Origin of the sequence: Arthrobacter sp. 2762 (assembly GCF_040548745.1) — a bacterium.
Taxonomy (GTDB): Bacteria; Actinomycetota; Actinomycetes; order Actinomycetales; family Micrococcaceae; genus Arthrobacter.
On record NZ_JBEPSI010000003.1, the window covers coordinates 111513 to 129861 of the forward strand.

Sequence of the window (18349 nt, forward strand, 5' to 3'; positions counted from 1 at the left end):
TTGAGCTTCACACACCTGCACGTCTCCACAGCCTTCAGCGCCCACTACGGCGTCTCCTGGCCGGACGAACTTGCCCAATCAGCCGCAGCAGACGGCGCAACAGCGCTCGCCTGTACTGACCGGGACGGCTTGTACGGCACCATAAAACACCTCAAAGCATGCATGGACGCCGGTATAGACCCCGTCATCGGCGTGGACCTCGCCATATTCGACGACGACGGCGACCACCGCACCCAAGTAGCGGGCCGCGTCGTCGTACTCGCCCACGGCAACAACAACGGCGCCGGCTACCGCGCCCTCTGCCGACTCGTCTCAGACGCCCATGCCCGCACCTCCGGTAAAGCCGGGGGAGTAGTGCCCGTTGCCGTAACACGGGCAGAACTCGCATCACGCACACTGGACCCAAAAACCCTCAAACCCGTGCTAACCGTCCTCATAGGACCGGACTCCGATGTAGGCCACGCCATGGGAGGGCGGAAATATCTTCGCCCCCGGACACTCTTCAAACAATGGATCGACGCCATGCCTCCGGGAACAATCGTCGCCGAAGCCGTATCCCACCTCAGCGCCCCTGGAGAACCCCTCAGCACATCCCACGCTGTACGCATGCTCAAACTCGCCCTTGAATACAACATCCCCGCCATCCTCAGCAACGCCGTCCGCTACTGCGCCCAGGACGGCGCCCCCACCGCAGACGTCCTGGACTCTGCACGCACACTAAAATCCCTCCCCGAACTCTCATCGGCCCCCCTGCTGCAACCAACGGGCCTGCTGCAACCAACCGGGCAGGGTTGGTTGAAAAACGCCCAACAAATGCTCCAACTCGGCAAGGAAATCATGGGCGCCGCAGGTCAAGGAGCAGCAGGGCTGAACAAGCTGCTCTCCAACACAGAAGCGCTCGCCGACAAATGCCGCATCGATCCCGTCCTGGACATGGGATGGAAAAAGCCCGTTGTTCCCGAAGCTTCCATCATCGGCATCGACTGTGATCCCATGGTGGAACTCACCCAACGATGCGAGGCAGGAATCACCCGGCGCTTCCCCGGCATCAACGGCGATGCGGAAATGCAGATGCGCTCGCGGTTGCAGCATGAGCTGGGGATCATCGACAAACTCGGCTTTGCCTCCTACTTCCTCACTGTTGCGGAAGTATCCAGAATGATTATCGAGATGGGCGTCCGGGTAGCTGCCAGAGGTTCCGGGGCCTCCAGCTTGGTCAACTATCTGATCGACATCAGCCAAGTGGATCCCATCCGGCATGACCTCATTTTTGAACGGTTCCTCTCGGGTCGCCGATCCACCCTTCCCGATATTGACATCGACGTCGAAAGCGCCGAACGGCACAACGTCTACCGGAAGATCTTCGAGCGCTTCGGAGCCGAACGGGTGACCCTGATGAGCATGCAGAACGGGTACCGGGCCCGCGGTGCTGTCCGCGATGCCGGCATGGCTCTTGGTATGGACGATGGTGAAATCGGCGAAATTGCCAAGCAGTTGTGGCGCTTCTCCGCACGTAAATTCAGGGAGGCCTTGGTTGAAAAGCCTGAACTTCGTGAATTTGCCGGGCGGGTGGAGGCTGGCCGTGAAGGGCCTGGGGGCATGGAGGAAAACCAGCAGTTGGACCTGCTGGTGGATCTCACTGAAAGGTTGGACCGCCTTCCCCGGCACATTTCCATGCATCCATGCGGGGTGATCCTGGGCGATGCCACGCTCCTGGACAGAACACCGGTACAGCCCAGCGGTTTGGGCCTGCCCATGAGCCAGTTCGACAAACACGACATGGATCCCATGGGCATGCTCAAACTGGATGTCCTGGGTGTGCGGATGCAAAGTGCCATGGCGTTTGCGGTGCGGGAGGTTATCCGCCTTCATCCGTCCAAAGCGGAGGTAGTGGCTGCTGGCCACCATCCGGTGGAGGCGGGAGGCGCTGGTCCGGACTATATTGCCGAGGACGGCAGGATTGATCTCAATGCGGTGCCTTTCGACGACGAGCCCACCTATGAGTTGATCCGCAGTACCCACACCTTGGGCTGCTTCCAGATTGAATCCCCTGGCCAGCGTGAGCTTATTGGGAAGATGGCGCCGCGCGAATTCAATGACCTCATTATCGATATTTCCTTGTTCCGGCCTGGACCCATGAAGTCGGACATGGTCCGCCCGTTCCTTGAACACCGGCATGGTTTCGCACCCGAGGTCTACCCGCACCCGGACCTGAAGCCCGTTTTGCAGGAAACCCATGGCGTCACGGTTTTCCATGAGCAGATCCTGAAGACCTTCCATGTCATGACAGGGTGCGGTTTGGATCGGGCAGACGAGTTTCGTCGGGCCTTGGGTGACGAGCTCCACGAACCTGAAGTCGAGAAGTATTTCCGTCGGGAAGCGATCAAGGGATACTCCCCGGACGTCGTGGACAAAGTGTGGGGAACGCTGAAGGCCTTCGGCAGCTTTGGTTTCTGCAAAGCCCATGGAGCTGCCTTTGCAGTGCCCACCTATCAATCGGCGTGGCTGAAGGCACACCACCCTGAAGCGTTTCTTGCAGGGCTGTGGGAACACGATCCAGGGATGTACCCCAAACGGTTGCTGGTTGCTGAGGCCCGCCGCTTGGGTATTCCCATCCTGCCCTTGGATATTAATCGCAGCCAGGCTGAATACAGGGTGGAACGAATCCAGGAAGGCCAGGATTCCGGCAAGCTCGGCATTCGCTTGAGCCTGAACGGGATATATGGACTGTCGGGAGCGGAACTGAAGCGGATCGTGGCTGGTCAACCCTATGATTCCCTCGCGGACCTCCGGGCAAGGGCCAGGGTGAGCAAACCGAATATCAAGAGGCTTGCCCAACTCGGAGCCTTCGATGCCCTGCACCGGGATGCCGGCGGAACTGCAAACCGTGCCGATCTGGTGCAGCACTTGCAGGCCCTCCAGGGCAGTCCCTCCAAGAAGACCAAGGACGTCATTGAAGGGCAATTATCCCTACCCCTTGGTGATGTGGAGCTGCGGAACCTTGCTGCTGGATTACCTGAGCCCAGCATGGTGGAGAACGTGCGGGCAGAGCTTGATCTCATGGCAGTGGATGTGAGCGAGCATCTTATGGAAAGCCATAGGCCATTGCTGGACAAGCTTGGCGTCACTACGGCGGATAAGCTCCTGGGTCTTCGCAACGGCACCGAGGTACTGGTTGCCGGTGTCCGGATCGCAACGCAGACACCTCCCATGCGTGGTGGGCGCCGGGTAGTGTTCATCAGCATCGACGACGGTACAGGCTGCGTGGACACTGTCTTCTTCCATGAAGCGCAGGAAGAATCGGGTCCGCTCCTGTTCGGTACCCGGCTTCTGTTGATCCGCGGAACTACGCGAAGAACAGGTCCCAAGGGAATCAGCCTCAGTGCCAGCAAAGCCTGGGACCTTAGCCGCCCCGAAACTTTGCCGTTCGCCGAAGTCCTGCCACCCGGCGTCGGGCTTCCGCCTGAATTCACTCATTCAGGGCCACTTGAGGGTATCTCCAGGAACCTGGCCATCACGGGCCTCGGGAGCTGAATCGCGGCGTCGGCGCGCTGCTTTGGCCGCCTTCGTCGAAACAGATACGATTGACGATGGCTGGCTGTGGTCCCCGTACGCCACAAGCTATGAAGCCTTCACTATGAATAGGAGACACCCGTGTCAGATGCCCAACAGATCACCCTCATCGTCGATGGCGAAGAGACCAAGGTGGCGGAAGGGACTACCGGCGCGGAACTCTTCTTCGAGCGCCGCGACGTCGTAGTTGCCCGTGTCAATGGTGTGCTGAAAGACCTTGACCAGGTTCTCACCGAGGGTGCAGACGTCGAAGGTGTCACCATTGAATCTCCTGACGGACTCAACGTTCTCCGTCACTCCACCGCGCACGTTATGGCCCAGGCCGTCCAGCAACTGCGGCCTGAGGCCAAGCTTGGCATCGGTCCTTACATTACTGACGGCTTCTACTTCGACTTCGACGTCGCCGAGCCGTTCACCCCGGAAGACCTGCGCCAGCTGGAAAAGATGATGCAGAAGATCATCAACCAGAACCAGAAGTTCGTTCGCCGCGTTGTCACTGAAGAAGAAGCCCGCGAAGCCATGGCTGGCGAACCCTACAAGCTGGAGCTGTTGGGCAAGAAGAACGACGCCGCCGACGCCGGAGAAGGCGTGAACGTTGAAGTCGGTGCGGGCGACATCACTATTTACGACAATGTGGACCGCAAGAGCGGCGAAAGCGTCTGGTGCGACCTCTGCCGCGGACCGCACCTGCCCAACACCAAGATCATCTCCAACGCGTTCGCGCTGACGCGCTCATCCTCCGCATATTGGCTGGGCAACCAGAACAACCAGCAGCTTCAGCGAATCTACGGCACCGCATGGCCCACCAAGGAAGCCCTCAAGGCTTACCAGGAACGCATCGCTGAGGCAGAACGCCGCGACCACCGGAAGCTGGGTGTGGAGCTGGACCTGTTCTCGTTCCCGGACGAACTCGGATCGGGCCTTCCTGTGTTCCACCCCAAGGGCGGCATCATCCGCAAGGCCATGGAGGACTACTCCCGTCAGCGCCACGTGGACGCCGGCTATGAGTTTGTTTACACCCCGCACATCACCAAGGGACACCTTTACGAGGTCTCCGGCCACCTTGACTGGTACAAGGACGGCATGTTCCCCGCGATGCAGGTGGATGCCGAGCTCAACGAAGACGGCACTGTGCGCAAGCCCGCGCAGGATTATTACCTGAAGCCGATGAACTGCCCCATGCACAACCTGATCTTCCGCTCACGTGGCCGGTCCTACCGCGAACTGCCCTTGCGCCTGTTCGAATTTGGCTCGGTGTACCGGTACGAGAAATCCGGTGTTGTGCACGGACTGACCCGTGTTCGTGGCATGACACAGGACGACGCCCACATCTACTGCACCCGCGAGCAGATGAAGGACGAACTCACCACAACACTGAACTTCGTTCTTGGCCTTCTCAAGGACTACGGCCTGGATGATTTCTACCTCGAGCTCTCCACCAAGAACGAGGAAAAGTTCGTAGGTGACGACGCCGCCTGGGAGGAAGCCACCCGCACACTCGCCGAGGTTGCGGAGGCCTCCGGGCTGGACCTGGTACCGGACCCGGGTGGAGCAGCATTCTATGGGCCGAAGATCTCCGTTCAGGCAAAGGACGCCCTGGGCAGGACCTGGCAGATGTCCACGATTCAGTTGGACTTCAACCTGCCTGAACGCTTCGAGCTGGAGTACCAGGCAGCCGATGGAACACGCCAACGTCCCGTCATGATTCACCGCGCACTCTTCGGTTCGGTGGAACGGTTCATGGGCGTTCTCACCGAGCACTACGCCGGCGCCTTCCCCGCATGGCTGTCTCCCGTCCAAGTGGTGGGCATCCCTGTTGCCGAGGCATTCAACGACTACATGTTCGACGTCGTCGGCCAGTTGAAAGCCGCGGGAATCCGTGCCGAGGTGGACATTTCTTCAGACCGTTTCCCGAAGAAGATCCGCACGGCCAGCAAGGACAAGGTCCCGTTCGTCCTGATCGCGGGCGGTGAGGACGCCGAGGCAGGTGCTGTCTCGTTCCGCTTCCGTGATGGCAGCCAGGATAACGGCGTGCCCGTGGCAGAGGCGGTCCGCAGAATCGTGGACGCCGTCAAGAACCGCGAAAGCTGACGGAACGGACGATAGACGGTGCAGGAGAACACAGGCGCGGCAGCTGACCTTCCGGGCGACGCCGAAGTAACCGATGACTTCGGCTTGGCAGGTGTTCCGGACGCTTTTCAGCGCCTGTGGACTCCCCACCGCATGGCCTACATCAAAGGCGGACAGGACCAGTTCAAGAACAAGGACGACTGCCCGTTCTGTGTGGGACCCACCCGTAGCGATGAGGAGTCCCTCATCGTCTATCGTGGCAGGACCTGCTATGTGGTGCTCAACCTTTTCCCTTACAACCCGGGCCACTTGCTGATCTGCCCCTACCGTCATGTTCCGGACTACACGGACATCACGGTGGAAGAAACGGCGGAATTCTCCGAGCTCACCCAGACAGCCATGCGAGTGCTGCGGAAGGTTTCCAACCCCAGCGGCTTCAACCTGGGCATGAACCAGGGTGTCACCGGTGGAGCAGGAATCGCAGCGCACCTGCACCAGCACGTTGTGCCGCGCTGGGGTGGGGACGGAAACTTCTTCCCCATCATCGCCCAGACCAAGGCCATTACGCAGACACTCGACGAGGTCCGCAAACTGGTGGCCGAAGCCTGGCCGGGGGAGTCGAATGCTCAATAGGCATGCGCGTGGTTTCTTTACTTCCCTTTTCACACCCTTGGCGCGTTGGCTCCTCAAGATTGGCGTGTCTCCTGACGCAGTGACCGTGGCTGGTACAGCAGGAGTCATTCTCGGCGGACTGGTTCTGTATCCGCTGGGATATCTGTGGTGGGGTTCAGTGGTGGTGGCATTCTTCGCGTTCTCGGACGTCGTGGATGGCATTATGGCGCGCTTGCAAGGCCGAAGCGGCGGCTGGGGAAACTTCCTCGATTCCACCTTGGACCGTTTGGCGGACGGCGCCATCTTTGCAGGGCTGACCATCTGGTTCTTCACCAAAGGTGAGGACCCGGCTATTGGGACTGCCGCCGTCGTTTGCCTGGTACTGGGCATGGTGGTTTCCTATGCGCGGGCAAAGGCTGAATCACTGGGCTATCAAGCCAGCGTTGGCATTGCCGAGCGTGCAGAGCGTTTAGCTTCGGTGCTTCTCATCACTGGGCTCACAGGGCTGGGACTTCCGGCAGTGGTGCTCTTCGCCACCCTGATCCTCCTCGCCCTCGCCAGTGTGGTCACGATCGTGCAAAGAATGGCGACTGTCCGCAAGCAAGCGATGGCCGAAGCCTAGGAAACTGGCATGTGACCAGAGCCCGGCAGCGGCAGTTGTGCAGGTGTCCTATGGTCGCCCTCTTCTTGGCCCCCGAATGCGGTAATGAATGTACAGCCACCGGGCAACGTGCGACTAGTATTACTAGTACTTGGTCACCTTGACCTGAAAATCCGGTGTGCGCTGATTGCGGTCGTGTGGCTGCGCGAGCCACCGGCGAAAAGGTCGTTTATCTACCCATAGGGGTTTTTGTGTCTACACCAGATGTAAGCAACGAAGCCGGTTCGTCCGCGAACAGCGTCACGGGCAGCAGCCGCGTTAAGCGGGGCATGGCGGAGATGCTCAAGGGCGGCGTCATCATGGACGTCGTCAACGTCGAGCAGGCCCGCATCGCCGAAGACGCCGGTGCCGTCGCCGTCATGGCACTCGAGCGCGTACCCGCCGACATCCGCGCCCAGGGCGGCGTGTCCCGCATGTCCGATCCCGACATGATCGATCAGATCATCGCCGCCGTGTCCATCCCGGTCATGGCCAAGGCCCGCATCGGCCACTTCGTCGAAGCCCAGGTCCTGCAGTCCCTCGGCGTGGACTACATCGACGAGTCCGAGGTCCTGACCCCGGCCGACTACGTCAACCACATCGACAAGTGGAACTTCACCGTTCCCTTCGTCTGTGGCGCCACCAACCTCGGTGAGGCCCTGCGTCGCATCAACGAGGGCGCGGCGATGATCCGTTCCAAGGGCGAAGCCGGCACCGGTGATGTTTCCAACGCCACCGGCCACATGCGCAAGATCCGTTCCGAGATCGCCAAGCTCGCCGCACTTCCCGAAGACGAGCTGTATGTTGCGGCCAAGGAACTGCAGGCCCCGTACGAGCTGGTCAAGGAAGTAGCCGCCACGGGCAAGCTCCCGGTGGTGCTGTTCACTGCCGGTGGCATTGCTACCCCTGCTGACGCTGCTATGATGATGCAGCTCGGCGCCGATGGTGTGTTCGTTGGCTCGGGCATCTTCAAGTCCGGCAACCCCGCAGAGCGCGCTGCCGCCGTCGTGAAGGCAACCACGTTCTATGACGACCCCGACGTCATCGCCAAGGTCTCCCGCGGCCTGGGCGAAGCCATGGTCGGCATCAACGTCGACGAAATCCCGCAGCCCCACCGCCTCGCAGAGCGCGGCTGGTAGGCCGCACTTAAGTCTCGGACAGCGGCAATCCTCTGCGTGCTATTCCCCGCGCCCCGTTGGCAGCTAAGTAGCTGCTCAGGGCGCGGGGCCCCTTTTACGCACACTGCCGGATCGTCACTGCCCTCGGCTTGAGGTGCTTGAGGTTATGAACGACGCCGGACGGTCGCCTTTTGAGGTGAGCGTCCGGCGTCGTTGTGTTTAGTTGAGGCCTCGGCGTTTCAGGAGGGGTTCGAGCTCAGCATCGCGCCCACGGAACGAGCGGAAGGATTCCAACGGATCCCGGCTGTTTCCACGGGCGAGTAGCTCGGAACGGAACCGTTCGCCGTTTGCGCGGGTTAGGCCGCCGTTTTCCTTAAACCACTCAACGGTGTCCGCATCCAGGACTTCGCTCCAGATGTAGGAGTAATAGCCGGCCGCATACCCGGCGCCGGCAAAGATGTGCTGGAAGTAGCCGGTACGGTAGCGCGGCGGAATCAGCGGGTGGTCGATGCCGGCGTCGGCCAGCGCTTTGGCTTCAAAGGCAAGGACGTCGTCCGGAACTTCGGACTCTGTCATCACGTGACACGCCACATCCAGCAATGCTGCTCCGAGGTATTCGATGGTGGCGAATCCCTCACCCCACAGCAGGGATTCGTTGATTCTGTCCACGATGTCCTGCGGGAGCAGTTCTCCCGTGGCATGGTGGCGTGCATAATTAGCCAATACCTCGGGCCACATGATCCACATTTCGTTGACCTGGGACGGGTACTCCACGAAGTCCCGGGGTACGGACGTTCCGGAGAACCGGGGATACTCCACATCGGAGAACAGGCCGTGGAGCGCGTGCCCGAATTCGTGGAAGACGGTCCGGACCTCGTCCAGGGACAGAAGAGCGGGTTCGCCCGGCGCCGGCTTGGTGATGTTGAGGTTGTTGATCACTACAGCTTGCGTGCCGAGGAGTCGGGACTGTTCCACGAGCGAGTTCATCCAGGCTCCTCCGCGCTTGGATTCCCGCGTGTAATAATCCCCAAGGAAGAGACCCAGAGCGCTGCCGTCCTCGTTTCTGACCTCCCATACCCGGACGTCCTCGTGGTACCCGGCCAGATCCGGCCTCTCATGGAACGTGATGCCATAGAGTTGGGTCGCTGCGAAGAAAACGCCGTTGGCCAAGACCGTTTCGAGGCTGAAGTAGGGCCTGATGGCCTGTTCATCCACTTGGTACTTTTCCCGCCGGACCTGCGCGGAATAGTATGCCCAGTCCCAAGGCTCCAGTGGGTGGCCGGCGGACTCGGCCAAAGCGAGGGCTTCGGCTTGGGCGTTGCGGACCGCTGCAGGTGCCAACCGGCCCAACATTGCCTGAACGGCCTTGAAGTCCGGGGCTGTTTGCTGGTCCACCACGAGTTCCGCGAAGTTTTGAAAGCCCAGCAGGCTGGCTTTTTCCGCGCGTAAGCGAACCGTTGTCGTCACCAGATCACGGACATCCAGGCTTCCGCCGTCCGTGCCGCGAGCGAGGGACGCTTCAAACAGGCGACGCCGAATGTCCCGGTTTTCGAGCGAGGCGAGGGCGGGTTGGTTGCTTGGCTGGATGAGCGTCAGGAGGAACTGGCCATCGTGCCCGGCGGCCTTGGCGGCCTCGGCGGCACCAGCGACATCTTCAGGGGACATGCCAGCCAGGTCCGCTTCGTCGTCGAGGAGAATAGCGGCAGCCTTCATCGCCTCCTTGACCCGCTGGCCGAATTCGGTGCCCTGACGTGAGAGTTCTGCGTTGATTTCCCGAAGGCGCGCCTGGCCGTCGTCGTCAAGTTGAATGCCGGACTGCCGAAACTCTTTGAGGTATTCCTGGACCAAGCGCGCAGACTCGTCATCCAGTCTGGCGGTGTCTATGGCATTGAAGCGTTCATACAAGCCGCGGTTCATGTAGACGGCGTCTTGATGCGCGGCAAACCTGGGCGCGAAGGCGGTCTCCAACTCCCTGATCGCGTCCGATGCGTCGGCTGATACAACCGTAAAGAACGCCGCCGCGGCCCGGTCCAGCAACCGCCCGGACTTTTCCATGGCCACAGCCGTGTTCTCAAAAGTCGCTGGTATTGGGTTCACCGCAATCTGCTGGATCTCGTGGAGGTGTTCGTCCAGTCCCGCGTCGAGGGCTTCGGCGAAGTCCTCTGTGGTGATTGCTTCAAAAGGTGGGAGGCCGAACGGCAGTGGGCTGGGACTCAAAAGCGCATTGGTCATGAAGGGACTCTTTCACTTAGGAATCGTGTCCTCAAGGGCGGCTCGCCAGAATGCCGCGCGTCTTGCGCCGTAGGATTGCCGTTATGGGGAACATCACATCTTACGGACGTCGCGGGGACCACAGGCGTTCACGGCGAACGGGCGCCCTGCTGGCGGCCTCAGTATTTGCGTTCTCCTTGAGCGCCTGCGGAGTAATTGCAGAGAAGGACTCCAGGGAGCAAAGCAGCGCCGCTACTGCCCCCGCGTCTCCTGCGTCCGCCCCAACGCCGACTCCTGCGCCAACCCCGGGCAAGGGGCCTGCTTGTCCCGAACTGCGTTGTACTTCCATCACAGTCACGGGCGACATGCTGATCCACACACAGTTGTGGCAGCAGGCCCGGGCCGACGCCGCCGCGGCAGGGCAGCCTGGTTACACCTTCATACCGCTCCTTGAAGGCCAGCGGCGCTATATCCGGAACAGCGATCTCGCTATTTGCCATCAGGAGACCCCTGTTGCCACCCCGGACGGTCCGTTCTCCGCGTACCCATCCTTCAATGTCCCGCCACAGATCGTTACCGCATCCAAGGATGTTGGATACCAAGCCTGCACTACAGCCAGCAACCACACCATAGACCGGGGGACGGAAGGGCTGCTCCGGACATTGGATGCGCTGGATGCTGCCGGGCTCAAGCACACAGGTTCCTACCGGACTGAAGCTGCATCACAGGAAATCCTGATGTTGAAGACAGACGCCGCAACGGTAGCAGTCATCGTTGGCACCTACGGCCACAACGGTCAGATTCCGGAGTACCCGTGGCTTGTGGACGAGCTTGATCCCACGGTCATGATTGCGAAAGCCACCAAGGCCCGTGCGCTCGGGGCCGACATCGTGCTCGGAGTTATGCACGCCGGTGATGAGTACGCCAGCGAGGCCAATGCCCAGCAACAGGAAGTCGCGCACGCCTTGGTGGACAGTGGTCAATTCACCATGGTTTATGGACACCACACGCACTCGGTGCTGCCGATTGAAAACTACAAGGGCACCTGGATTGTCTATGGACTGGGTAATGGCGTGACGGAATTGTCGCCCTGGTATGTGGTCAACAATGAAGGACTGCTGGTCCGTGCGCAGTTCAGCCAGGACGCGGCCGGCGTTTGGACAGCCTCGGATCTCGCATGGGCGCCGTCGGTGATTGTCCGGGATCCCTACCGCTGGTGCTCGGTGGCCAGCGATGCACCCCAGGGAGTCTGCGCTTCGCCGGCTGCCGATGCAGAGACCCATCAGCGCACCAAAGCCGTGGTCGAGTCGATGGGCGCAGCAACTGCCGGCGCCCACGAGTTGCTCATTACCAAGGAGAAGTAAGGGCGGCAGGTAGTTGAACCACACGGCTAGCGTGGGCGGCGGGCAGCATGCTCCCGCGCGAGGCGGGCGTAGTCGTCGTCGGGCGTTCCAGGCACGAAAGTGCCATATTTCCGTTCCACGGCCGTCCGGATCAGGAAGTCGGCGATCGCCGGGTTCTTGGGCAGCAGCGAACCGTGCAGGTAGCTGGCCACCACGTTGCGGTAGCGGGCTCCCTCGTGGCCGTCCTTGCTGTTGTTCCCTGCACCCTTGGTGACTGTCCCCAGAGGCTGGACGCCCGGGCCGAGGGTGGTCTGTCCACTGTGGTTCTCGTAGCCCAGGACGTCTCCGAATTCGGAGGACTTGAGCGTGACATTGCCGATCAGCCGCTCATCCGTGCCGTGTGTTTCGACATCGAGGATACTGATCCCGGGAATGACAGGGCCTGCGCTGGTCTTGAAGAACTTTCCGAAGAGCTGGTAGAGACCACAAATGACCAGCATTGGTGCGCCCTCGTCCGCGAGCTCCCGCAAATGATCGGCGCGCGCCTGAAGATCATCCTGAATAACCAACTGGCCGCTGTCCTGCCCGCCGCCGCCCACGATGATGTCAATGTCCTCGGGAAAGTCGTCGCCTACGTTGTATTCAAGCAGCTCCGGCGTGTAGCCATGCCACTTGATTCGCTTCTGGAGGACCAGGGCATTGCCCCAGTCACCGTAAATATTCATGTCCCGCGGGTACAGCTGGAGGACGCGGATGGTTCCTTTGGCGGGCTGTGCTTCCGAGGTCATGAGACCACCTCAACTATGGTGATTTTGGCCAGTTCGCGACGGATCGCGAGCATGGCGGTGTACGTGCAGAAAATCCGCTTGGGTTTGCCTCGCGAGCCATCGATAAATGCATGCAGGGCCGCGGTTATGTCAGTTTCGACGGTACCGAAGCGGACTTCGTCGTATTGCAAGCGCAGGGCCATATCGTAGGCGCGGACGCCGGTAAGGACCTCGACGCCATCTTCCCTGAGTGATTCGAAGTCAACGTCCCAGAGCCAGGACATATCCCTGCCATCTGCATAGTTGTCATTAATGGCGATCATGGTGGCGTATCCACCGGCAGGGAAGGACTTCAGGCCGAGCCGGAAGCCACTGGGATTCTTAACGAGCACAAGTTCCAACGGCTGGCCATCCACGGTGAGGCTTTCCCCGCGCCCGAAAGCAGGAGCCACATCACCGAGTGCTTTGACCAGTTTGGGAGTGTCGACCGCTCCCGTGCCCAGGATCGCCCTGGCCAGGGAGAGCGCGGCCGCCGCGTTGAAGATGTTGTAGACACCGCGCAGCTTCATGCTCGTGGTGACTGTTTCGCCGTCGAACTCAAAGTCAGCGTCCTGGGCACCCACGCGACGGAGTACGACGTCGGCAGCAGGGCCGTCGGGTACCTCACCCGCGGTGCCGGGTGCCGGCGTGTTCGGGGACGAGGGTCCCGTGGTGGTGGTCCGCATGTCGTCGTCGTTGGGAAATGTGCTGCGCAGCGATTCATCGAGGCCGAAGTAGCGGACGCTGGGATGGTGGAGGGCCCCCGGAGCATTGAGGGTGTTGGCGATGCGTGCCACCCGGGGGTCTTCACGGTTCAGCACCACGGTATCCGTGGTTTTCCGGGCGATGTGTTCGAGCAAGCGGGCGGTCTTGTCAATCTCGCCGAACCGGTCAAGCTGATCGCGAAGGACGTTGAGCAAGAGGCTGAAACGCGGGGGCACCTTGTTCACGAAGTGCACGGCATGTGCTTCGTCGAGTTCGAGGATGGCGACGTCGGCGTCGAGCCGGCCACGCCAGTCAACATCGCCGAGGAGGGAGGCGGCCACGCCCCGGGTGAAGTTACTGCCTGTGCGGTTGGTGAAGACTTTCAGGCCCTGGCTTTCCAGCAGCTCGACCACCATTTTGGTGGTCGTCGTTTTTCCGTTCGTGCCGCTGACAACTGCCACGCCGTGGGGAAGGCTGGACAGCGTTCTCTGCATGAAACCGGGATCGATTTTTTCGACCACCAGGCCGGGGAAAGCAGAGCCGCCACCCCGGAGCCGGGACAGTGTGCGGACCAGCTTGCCGAGGGGAACGCTGAAGGAAAACATGCTCTGTAATATATCCCAGTTAAGGCATGGAACTTGGCGTGGAGGCTCCTCCTGCTGGCACTCCCGCTTGTCCTCCGGGAGGAGATTCCGGGCCAGGCCACTATGATGGTCTAATGACCAACCCCCTTTCCGACGCTTCATCACGCGTGGGTGCAGGACTCCGGATCGGCGTACTGGCCCTCCAAGGCGACTTCCGCGAGCACATCCACGCAGTGGAAGCCGCAGGCGCCACGGGTGTGGGCATCCGTCGCCCCGCTGAGCTGGATGACGTTGACGGCCTTATCATCCCCGGTGGGGAATCCACCACGATCGACAAACTTTCAAGGATCTTTGAACTCGCGGACCCGCTGCGGAAGCGCATCGCCGAAGGCCTCCCGGTGTACGGCTCTTGTGCCGGCATGATTCTCCTTGCCGATGAGATTGCCGATCCCGCTACTGATCTGGATGGAAACCCCCAGCAGACCTTCGGTGGACTGGACATCACGGTGCGCCGCAATGCCTTCGGGCGGCAGCGGGAGTCCTTTGAAACCGACCTCGATTTCAAAGGACTCGAGTTCAGCGCGGGGGAGTCCGGCGTGGATCCGGTGCACGCGGTCTTCATCCGTGGACCTTGGGTGGAACGGGTTGGCCCGGGAGTCCAGGTCCTGGCACAGGTTGATCCGGAGCATGCCAGCCACACCGCCACTTTGCACGGATTGGCTAGAATTGTTGCAGTGCGCTCCGGCCAGCTGTTGGCCACCTCTTTCCATCCGGAAGTCACAGGTGAGAAGCGTGTGCATGAACTCTTTATTCGAATGATCAGAGGAGAAGCGTAAAGCATGTCAGGCCACTCCAAATGGGCGACTACCAAGCACAAGAAAGCCATCATTGATAGCAGGCGTGCAAAGTCGTTCGCAAAGCTGATCAAGAACATCGAAGTTGCTGCGCGCATGGGCGGCCCGGACCTCGCCGGCAACCCAGGCCTGGAACTCGCGGTTACCAAGGCGAAGAAGACCTCGGTTCCCAACGACAACATCGACCGCGCCATCAAGCGTGGTGCCGGCCTCACGGGCGAAGTGGTCGATTACACCGAAATCATGTACGAAGCCCGTGGCCCCCAGGGCTCGGCGTTGTTGATCGAGTGCTTGACCGACAACAAGAACCGTGCGGCTTCCGAGGTACGACTCGCGATTTCCCGCAACGGTGGCACCATTGCAGATCCCGGCTCGGTCAGTTACCTGTTCACCCGCAAGGGCGTCGTGGTGCTGCCAAAGAATGGGCTGAGCGAGGATGACATCCTGATGGCCGTCCTGGACGCCGGCGCAGAGGAAGTCAAGGACAGCGGCGAGAACTGGGAAGTGCATTCCGAGCCCTCCGATCTGCAGGCCATCCGTGACGCCTTGAAGGATGCCGGCATCGAGTACGAATCCGATGAAGCGGAATTCGTGCCCTCCATGCAGGTGGACCTGGATATTGATGGTGCCCGGAAATTCATGAAACTCGTGGACGCCCTCGAAGACCTGGATGACGTCCAGAACGTCTACAGCAACGCCGACTTCAGCGAGGAAGTGCAGGCTGCCCTCGACGCCGACTAGGCAGGGCAGCACCTTTATTTTGACAACAAACAGGGAGGCCCGGACTTGACTCTTCGTGTATTGGGAGTCGATCCGGGCCTCACCCGTTGCGGCATCGGTGTAGTGGATATCGAGCGGAACCGCCGGGCCACCATGGTGGCGGTTGGAGTGGTGGGGACTTCGGCCGAGTTGACGTTGGACAAGCGGCTTTTGGTGATTGCACAGGCAATCGACGAATGGCTGGACCTGCACGAGCCGGACGTCGTCGCCGTCGAGCGCGTTTTTTCGCAGATGAACGTCAGCACTGTGATGGGCGTGGCCCAAGCCTCGGGCGTTGTCATCGCAGCGGCCGCGCGTCGCGGCATTCCCGTCGCCCTGCACACGCCTTCTGAAGTCAAGGCGGCCGTTACCGGAAGCGGTACTGCCAACAAGGATGCGGTCACCAAATTGGTGACCAAAATCCTGCGGCTCGATGCCCCGCCCAAGCCCGCCGACGCCGCAGACGCGCTTGCCCTTGCCCTGACGCATGCTTGGCGGGCAGGCAGCGGCATGGGCGGAATCAGCGGGAGTTCGGGCACGGATTCCCTCACCCCGGCTCAGCGAGCCTGGGCGGAAGCGGAAGCGAAAGCGCGCCGCGGGCGGTGATTGCCGGTACCCCTTGCTAGGGTATTCGTAGATATGTTCGGATAGTCCGTTTGCTGCCATGGATTCATGGCAGTACAGCAGGCAGTACCTCAGGAGCCGGGTCTTGATCAGTTTTCTCCGTGGAACAGTTGCCCACGTTGGCTTGTCGACCGCCGTGATTGACCTCAACGGTGCGGGAATGAGCGTTTTTGCTACACCGCAGACCTTAAGCCACCTAAAAGTAGGGGCCGAGGCCAAGCTCTTCACCTCCATGATCGTCCGTGAGGATTCCCTCACGTTGTTCGGCTTCGCCGATGATGATGAACGCGAGGTTTTCGATGTCCTGTTGAGCGTGAGCGGCGTGGGGCCACGGCTGGCTCTGGCCGTACTTGCGGTGCACGAACCGGAAGCCATTCGGGTGGCGGCTCACACTGGTGACAGCAAGGCATTCACCAAGGTGCCGGGCATCGGCCCCAAGGTGGCTGGCCGTATTGTCCTTGAGCTGGCCGGGAAGTTGGTCCCGCACGGCACCGGTGCCGGTACTGCTCCCGCGGCAGCCCCGAACGCGGAATGGAAGCCACAGGTAGTCGCGGCCATGACCAGCTTGGGATGGTCCGAGAAAGACGCCAACGGCAGCATCGACAAAGCCATGGCCGACTCGCCGGAACTCGTAGACGCAGGAAACGTGGCCCAAATACTTCGGGCTACGCTGCGCTGGCTTGGCCAAGACGGTGCACGCGCCGGCAACCGCGTAGGCAGCCGTGGCTGAGCAGTCACTCGTCAGCGGGGGAGAGGAACCGGAAGAGCGGGTCATTGAGGCTGCTCTCCGCCCCAAGAACCTGCACGACTTCGTAGGACAGCATCGGGTCCGCAAGCAACTTGCCTTGGTGCTTGAAGCCTCGAAGATGCGTGGCCGCAGCGCCGACCACGTGTTGATGTCCGGACCTCCTGGACTCGGTAAGACCACACTTGCCATGATCATTGCAGCGGAGATGAATGCGCCGCTGCGTATCAGCAGCGGACCGGCCATCCAGCACGCCGGGGATCTCGCAGCCATCCTTTCCTCGCTCTCGGAGGGCGAGGTCCTGTTTCTTGACGAAATCCACCGCATGTCCAGGCCCGCAGAAGAAATGCTGTACATGGCCATGGAGGACTTCCGCGTGGACATCGTGGTGGGCAAGGGAGCAGGCGCAACTGCAATTCCTCTGGAGCTCCCGCCTTTCACCCTGGTAGGTGCCACCACCCGCGCAGGACTTCTTCCCGGCCCTTTGAGGGACCGATTCGGTTTCACCGGGCACCTTGAATTCTATTCGGTGGCCGAACTCGAACTTGTCCTCCGCCGTTCCGCCGGGCTTCTGGACCTGAAGGTAAACTCTGCAGGTTTCACCGAGATCGCCGGACGCTCCCGGGGAACACCACGTATAGCCAACCGACTCCTGCGCCGTGTTCGTGACTGGGCGCTCGTTCATGGCATTGAGCAAATCGACGCCCGGTCGGCGTCAGCTGCCTTGGATATGTACGAAGTAGACGAGCGTGGCTTGGACAGGCTGGACCGGTCCGTTCTCGAAGCCCTCATTACCAAGTTCAATGGTGGCCCTGTTGGCTTGTCCACTTTGGCCATTGCTGTGGGTGAGGAACCCGAAACGGTGGAGACCGTGGCTGAGCCGTTCTTGGTGCGCGAAGGACTGCTTGGGCGGACACCTCGTGGCCGCATCGCCATGGCACCAGCATGGACACACCTTGGTTATGCTGTGCCGGCGGGCGTATTCGGCCAGGAGACCCTTGCCTTGTTTGACGAGGATGAAAACCACGCTGAAAGCGTAGATACCATCGGTTAACACGCTGTATTCAGCTTTTCCCACTAGACTGGTATGACGCTCGGCACGTTCGAGTCCTTGATCCACGCGCCCGCTTCGCGGTGAAGCGCGTTGCTATGCGGGTTTAGTCCCGCGGCCGCAGGATCTGCCGGGGACGTTGCCGTGAACCAAAAACGTAAGTAAAGAACGGAACTTCCCTGTGGATCCAATGACCATATTGCTGTTCGTCATGCTTGGACTCTTTGTCTTCATGATGTTCCGCCGCAACAAGAAGACCCAGCAGCAGCAGGCTGCGATGCAGTCCAAGTTCGCTCCGGGCGTCGATGTCATGACCAGCTTCGGTCTTTTCGGACGCATCGTGTCCATCGATGAAGCTGAGAACAAGGTCGTTATCGAGCTGTCTCCCGGAAACGAAGCTACGGTTCACCGCCAGGCCGTCACCAAGGTGGTCGAAAAGGCTGAAGAGGAAGCCCCTGTTGTTCCGGACGACGCTTCTTCGCTGACCGTTGCCGATGAGACCCCGGCTGCGACTGAGACGCCGGACGAAACCATCGCGCGCCTCAACAAAGAGGACAAGAAGGACAACTAGCACCGTCAGTCGCGGCAACACCGCGCAAGGACACTTCTACGGCAGCGGAAAGCCGCCGGCTGACGCTTATCAGCGTCCGCCGG

The 18349-nt window shown here is 60.9% G+C and carries 15 protein-coding genes; 12 read left to right on the forward strand and 3 right to left on the reverse strand.

Translation table 11 applies throughout. The features are described 5' to 3' along the window. The 5 genes from ABIE18_RS07155 (at position 1) to pdxS (ending at position 8034) form a co-directional block, all read left to right on the forward strand. Positions 1-3534, forward strand: a complete 3534-nt coding sequence (locus ABIE18_RS07155; protein WP_499721996.1) for a DNA polymerase III subunit alpha — start codon at positions 1-3, stop codon at positions 3532-3534. 120 nt (positions 3535-3654) lie between these two features. Continuing rightward, positions 3655-5664 (forward strand): threonine--tRNA ligase, encoded by a 2010-nt coding sequence (gene thrS / locus ABIE18_RS07160; protein WP_499721998.1) that lies wholly within the window; start codon positions 3655-3657, stop codon positions 5662-5664. 18 nt (positions 5665-5682) lie between these two features. Further along, complete coding sequence (locus tag ABIE18_RS07165; protein ID WP_224090593.1) at positions 5683-6276, forward strand: HIT family protein; 594 nt, start codon at positions 5683-5685, stop codon at positions 6274-6276. Next, a complete protein-coding gene (gene pgsA / locus ABIE18_RS07170; RefSeq protein WP_309929787.1) occupies positions 6266-6877 on the forward strand; it encodes a phosphatidylinositol phosphate synthase in 612 nt (203 codons plus the stop codon). The genes ABIE18_RS07165 and pgsA overlap by 11 nt, the downstream gene beginning before the upstream one ends. A 230-nt stretch (positions 6878-7107) precedes the next feature. Further along, entirely contained in the window at positions 7108-8034 is a 927-nt protein-coding gene (pdxS, locus tag ABIE18_RS07175) for a pyridoxal 5'-phosphate synthase lyase subunit PdxS (protein WP_499721999.1), read from the forward strand. A 198-nt stretch (positions 8035-8232) separates the two neighbouring features. Here the strand turns inward: pdxS and ABIE18_RS07180 are convergent, their stop codons facing one another. Then, entirely contained in the window at positions 8233-10245 is a 2013-nt protein-coding gene (locus ABIE18_RS07180) for a M3 family metallopeptidase (RefSeq protein ID WP_499722000.1), read from the reverse strand. 83 nt (positions 10246-10328) lie between these two features. On the opposite strand from ABIE18_RS07180, the gene ABIE18_RS07185 reads away from it, so the two are divergent. Then, the gene (locus ABIE18_RS07185; protein ID WP_499722001.1) at positions 10329-11588 is read left to right on the forward strand and encodes a CapA family protein; all 1260 of its coding nucleotides are present in this window, start codon (positions 10329-10331) and stop codon (positions 11586-11588) included. A 26-nt stretch (positions 11589-11614) separates the two neighbouring features. Here the strand turns inward: ABIE18_RS07185 and ABIE18_RS07190 are convergent, their stop codons facing one another. Next, a complete protein-coding gene (locus ABIE18_RS07190; protein WP_499722002.1) occupies positions 11615-12355 on the reverse strand; it encodes a type 1 glutamine amidotransferase in 741 nt (246 codons plus the stop codon). Further along, complete coding sequence (locus ABIE18_RS07195; RefSeq protein WP_499722003.1) at positions 12352-13683, reverse strand: Mur ligase family protein; 1332 nt, start codon at positions 13681-13683, stop codon at positions 12352-12354. The genes ABIE18_RS07190 and ABIE18_RS07195 overlap by 4 nt, the downstream gene beginning before the upstream one ends. 113 nt (positions 13684-13796) lie before the next feature. On the opposite strand from ABIE18_RS07195, the gene pdxT reads away from it, so the two are divergent. The 6 genes from pdxT (at position 13797) to yajC (ending at position 18266) form a co-directional block, all read left to right on the forward strand. Next, positions 13797-14498: a pyridoxal 5'-phosphate synthase glutaminase subunit PdxT gene (gene pdxT / locus ABIE18_RS07200; protein ID WP_499722004.1), complete on the forward strand. Its 702-nt coding sequence runs from the start codon at positions 13797-13799 to the stop codon at positions 14496-14498. Positions 14499-14501: 3 nt separating this feature from the next. After that, positions 14502-15257, forward strand: a complete 756-nt coding sequence (locus tag ABIE18_RS07205; RefSeq protein WP_216925538.1) for a YebC/PmpR family DNA-binding transcriptional regulator — start codon at positions 14502-14504, stop codon at positions 15255-15257. 45 nt (positions 15258-15302) lie between these two features. Beyond that, the gene (ruvC, locus tag ABIE18_RS07210) at positions 15303-15881 is read left to right on the forward strand and encodes a crossover junction endodeoxyribonuclease RuvC (RefSeq protein WP_431115399.1); all 579 of its coding nucleotides are present in this window, start codon (positions 15303-15305) and stop codon (positions 15879-15881) included. 103 nt (positions 15882-15984) lie between these two features. Continuing rightward, positions 15985-16629, forward strand: coding sequence for a Holliday junction branch migration protein RuvA (gene ruvA / locus ABIE18_RS07215; RefSeq protein WP_499722006.1), 645 nt, complete (start codon positions 15985-15987; stop codon positions 16627-16629). Next, positions 16622-17698: a Holliday junction branch migration DNA helicase RuvB gene (ruvB, locus tag ABIE18_RS07220; RefSeq protein ID WP_431115397.1), complete on the forward strand. Its 1077-nt coding sequence runs from the start codon at positions 16622-16624 to the stop codon at positions 17696-17698. Before ruvA ends, ruvB begins: the two co-directional genes overlap by 8 nt. 187 nt (positions 17699-17885) lie before the next feature. After that, positions 17886-18266, forward strand: coding sequence for a preprotein translocase subunit YajC (yajC, locus tag ABIE18_RS07225; RefSeq protein ID WP_431120238.1), 381 nt, complete (start codon positions 17886-17888; stop codon positions 18264-18266). Positions 18267-18349 lie beyond the last annotated feature (83 nt).